This window comes from Neobacillus drentensis, from assembly GCF_036965245.1.
In the GTDB taxonomy this organism is placed as follows: domain Bacteria; phylum Bacillota; class Bacilli; order Bacillales; family Cytobacillaceae; genus Neobacillus; species Neobacillus drentensis_G.
The window spans coordinates 1-4,057 of sequence record NZ_JBALPG010000181.1 but is presented as its reverse complement, the minus strand read 5'-3'; the positions used below and the strand labels follow the sequence as shown (position 1 = coordinate 4,057).

Below are 4,057 nucleotides of genomic sequence, written 5' to 3'. Positions count from 1 at the left end.
ATTAGCATTCAATTAAATACTTTCTTACTTCAATACCTTTTGAAGTGAGGATAGAGGCGCAAAGACCATTAGTAAACAATTTGAGGATAATGAGATCCGATGACGTTTGTGGAAAGGGGAATTTGCCGAAGCTTAAAAGATTCTCATTGTCTTGAAGCTGGTTCTGCTGTTGAACAAGCACAGAACTGTCATATAGGGAACTATATGGAGGGCTATCTCACGCATAGGAACTTGTTTTTATTATGTTTCTACAGCAGCAGCGAACCCCTCGTTGTTGCTTTTTTGCGTCGATTTTAGAATGGCCGCAGCCCCCTCTAATTATAAAAAATGAGATAAAGGGTGAGATTGATGAATTTTGGCCAAGTTTTAACAGCAATGGTTACACCATTTGATCAAAATGGTGAGATTGATTTTAACGCTACAAGAGATTTAGTAAATTATTTAATTGCGAATGGTTCTGATGGATTAGTCATTGCAGGTACAACTGGTGAATCCCCTACCTTAACAACCGAGGAAAAGGCAGCATTATATAAATTTGTTGTAGAGGTAGTTGATGGAAGAGTACCGGTCATCGCAGGAACAGGTTCCAATAACACCAGAGCTTCCATTAGTCTAACAACACTTGCGGAAGAAGCGGGCGTTGATGGGATCATGCTTGTTGTTCCATACTATAACAAACCATCTCAAGAAGGCTTATATCGACACTTTAAAGCAATCGCAGATTCAACCGTCTTGCCAGTCATGCTTTATAATATCCCTGGACGGAGTGTCATCAACATGTCAGTTGATACTATTGTTCGTCTCTCAAAGATTGACAATATCGTCGCGATAAAAGAAGCAAGCGGCAACTTAGATGACATGGCAGAGATTATAAGCCTTACTGCAGATGATTTTACGTTGTATAGTGGTGATGATGGCTTAACATTACCAATTTTAGCGATCGGTGGAGCGGGAGTTGTCTCTGTTGCTTCTCACATCATCGGGAATGAAATGCAGGAAATGATTAATAACTTTAAAAATGGTCATCAAAAGGAGGCAGCTTCAGCACATCGTCATCTGCTCCCGATTATGAAAGCCTTATTTGCTGCACCTAATCCAACCCCTGTAAAAGCAGCATTAAACATGACCGGGTTTAAAGTTGGCAGTGTCCGCTTACCATTGGTACCATTAAACAGTGAAGAAAAATTAGCACTACAAAGAGTTCTTCCAACAAGGAAAGTTGAAACTTTAATTTAATAATTTTACAAAAGGCTGCCTTTCAATTTAGGCGGCCTTAATTATTGGTACAACTCATTGTCTAACTCCAATATCTTTCAAAAAATATAAAAATGATAGCAAAAAAACGTAAATCAGTTGCGGTTACTCGCAACTGATTTACGTTTATTAGTAGTTTGTTATTCCAATAGCTAAAGTGAGTGATCTCCTTTGTTATACTCCCTTGTATGCTTGTCGATAAATCTCAGCCAACTCGATTACTAACGGAAGCTTTGGATTAGCAGTGGTACATTGGTCTTCGAAGGCACGGTCTGCCAAGAAGTCAATTTTGCTTTCGAACTCAGTTTTATCTATATTATTAGATTCTAAGCTCATTGGTATTTCGAGTTCTTTAGCCAATTTAATGGTGGCCTGAACAAGACTTTCTACACCTTCCTCAGTCGTTTTTGCAGGTAAACCTAGTGTTCTTGCAATTTCAGCATAACGTTTGTCTGCTTTGAAATGGTTATACTTTGGAAATGCTGTAAACTTAATCGGTTTTGTTGCATTATAACGAATTACATGCGGCAAGAGAACAGCATTCGCGCGTCCATGTGCGATATGGAATTCTGCGCCTAATTTATGTGCAAGACTATGGTTAATTCCTAAAAAGGCGTTAGCAAAGGCCATACCGGCAATAGTTGAAGCATTATGAACCTTTTCACGTGCTTCTTCATCATTGCCATTTTTGTAAGCTCTTGGCAGGTACTCAAATATCAGCTGAATTGCTTTCATCGCAAGACCGTCAGTAAAGTCATTAGCCATACAGGATACATATGCTTCAATTGCATGTGTCAATACATCCATTCCTGTATCGGCTGTAATATGTTTCGGAACCGTCATAACGAATTGCGGGTCAATAATTGCTACGTCTGGTGTCAATTCATAATCAGCAAGCGGATATTTAATATTTGCTTCTTTATCGGTAATAACAGAGAATGAAGTTACCTCTGACCCCGTTCCTGATGTCGTCGGTATGGCCACGAATTGCGCCCTTTCTCCAAGATGAGGATATTTAACGATTCGTTTTCGAATATCCAGGAATTTTTGTTTTAAGCCAAAGAATTCTGTATCTGGATATTCATAGAACAACCACATACCTTTGGCAGCATCCATCGCAGAACCGCCTCCCAATGCAATGATGACATCCGGCTGGAATTTAGCCATCATTTCTGCACCCTTCATGACAGTTTCAATCGAAGGATCAGGTTCCACTTCTGAAAAGATTTCACAGTGAACATAATCTGGACGCTTCCTTAAATAGTAAAGCACCTTATCCACATAGCCTAATTTCACCATTCCAGGGTCGGTGACAATGAATGCTTTCGAGATTTTCGGCATTTTAGCTAAATACTGGGTAGAATTCTTCTCAAAATAAATTTTAGACGGAACTTTAAACCATTGCATATTAACATTCCTCTTAGCCACTTTTTTAATATTGATTAAATGAATTGCTCCAACGTTAGTTGATACAGAGTTTCCGCCATACGAACCGCAGCCAAGTGTTAAAGAAGGAATATACGCATTATAAATATCACCAATGGCACCTTGTGAGGAAGGAGCATTCACGATGATTCTTCCTGCTTTCATCCTTAGGCCAAATTCTTTAATGACAGTTTGATCATTGGTATGAATCACAGCAGAATGCCCTAAACCACCAAACTCAAGCATTTCTTCAGCTCTTTTAATGCCTTCTTTATGATTGCTAACCTTATAACAGGCTAAGACTGGGCTTAATTTTTCTCTTGATAGCGGATGACCAGGACCGACACCTTTTAATTCCGCGACTAAAATTTTTGTATTTTCCGGAACTGTAACACCTGCCAATGCAGCAATTTTTGAAGCAGCCATCCCAACGATTTTTGGATTTACGGCACAAGACTGTTCATTAATGACTAATGTTTCAACCTTTTCTTTCTCTTCTTCATTTAAAAAATAACAATTGTTCGCGATCATTTCCTTCTTAACATCAGCGTAAATTTCTTTATCGATTATAACAGCTTGTTCAGAGGCACAAATCATCCCGTTATCAAACGTTTTAGATAAAATTAGGTCATTTACCGCTTGGTGGAGATTGGCTGTTTTTTCAATATAACAAGGGACATTCCCTGGTCCAACTCCAAGGGCAGGTTTACCTGAGCTGTACGCGGATTTAACCATGCCAGCTCCGCCAGTAGCAAGAATCATCGATATTTTCATGTGGTTCATCAGTGCTTGTGTAGCCTCTAGTGATGGTGTTTCAATCCATTGAATACAATTCTCCGGTGCTCCCGCCTTAATTGCCGCATCTCTTAAAACTCTCGCCGCTTCACTGCTGGATTTCTGTGCTGATGGATGAAAGGCGAAAATGATTGGATTTCTCGTCTTTATGGAAATAAGTGCTTTAAACATCGTAGTGGAAGTTGGGTTTGTGACTGGTGTAACCCCTGCTACCACACCTACCGGTTCAGCAATTTCAATAATTCCTTCATGGACGTTTTCATTTATGATTCCAACGGTTTTATCATATTTAATGTTATGATAGACATACTCTGTCGCAAACATGTTTTTGATTATTTTATCTTCATAAACTCCTCTTCCAGTTTCTTCAACGGCAAGTTTTGCAAGGGGCATATGCTGATCAAGCCCAGCTAAAGCCATTTGCTTTACAATTTCATCTATCATCTCTTGGTCAAAGCTCCGGAATTCCTCCAATGCTTTAAGACCGTTCTCAACCAAAGTATCAATCATTTTTGTAACAGATTGCTTTTCTTTTACCATTTTTTCTACCACTGCCATGACAGTCCCTCCAATTGTTTAAATG

Annotated in this window: 2 protein-coding genes and 1 riboswitch; of the genes, one reads left to right on the top strand and one right to left on the bottom strand. The window is 39.2% G+C overall.

Annotation, left to right across the window (positions count from 1 at the left end; translation table 11 throughout):
- Window positions 1–43: 43 nt before the first annotated feature.
- A riboswitch (Lysine riboswitch) is annotated at window positions 44–223 on the top strand.
- A gap of 125 nt (window positions 224–348) precedes the next feature.
- Window positions 349–1,236, top strand: a complete 888-nt coding sequence (dapA, locus tag V7150_RS24575) for a 4-hydroxy-tetrahydrodipicolinate synthase (protein ID WP_335523494.1) — start codon at window positions 349–351, stop codon at window positions 1,234–1,236.
- Between the two features lie 192 nt (window positions 1,237–1,428).
- On the opposite strand, the gene adhE is transcribed toward dapA, so the two are convergent.
- The gene (adhE, locus tag V7150_RS24570) at window positions 1,429–4,032 is read right to left on the bottom strand and encodes a bifunctional acetaldehyde-CoA/alcohol dehydrogenase (protein WP_335523490.1); all 2,604 of its coding nucleotides are present in this window, start codon (window positions 4,030–4,032) and stop codon (window positions 1,429–1,431) included.
- Between the last annotated feature and the right edge of the window lie 25 nt (window positions 4,033–4,057).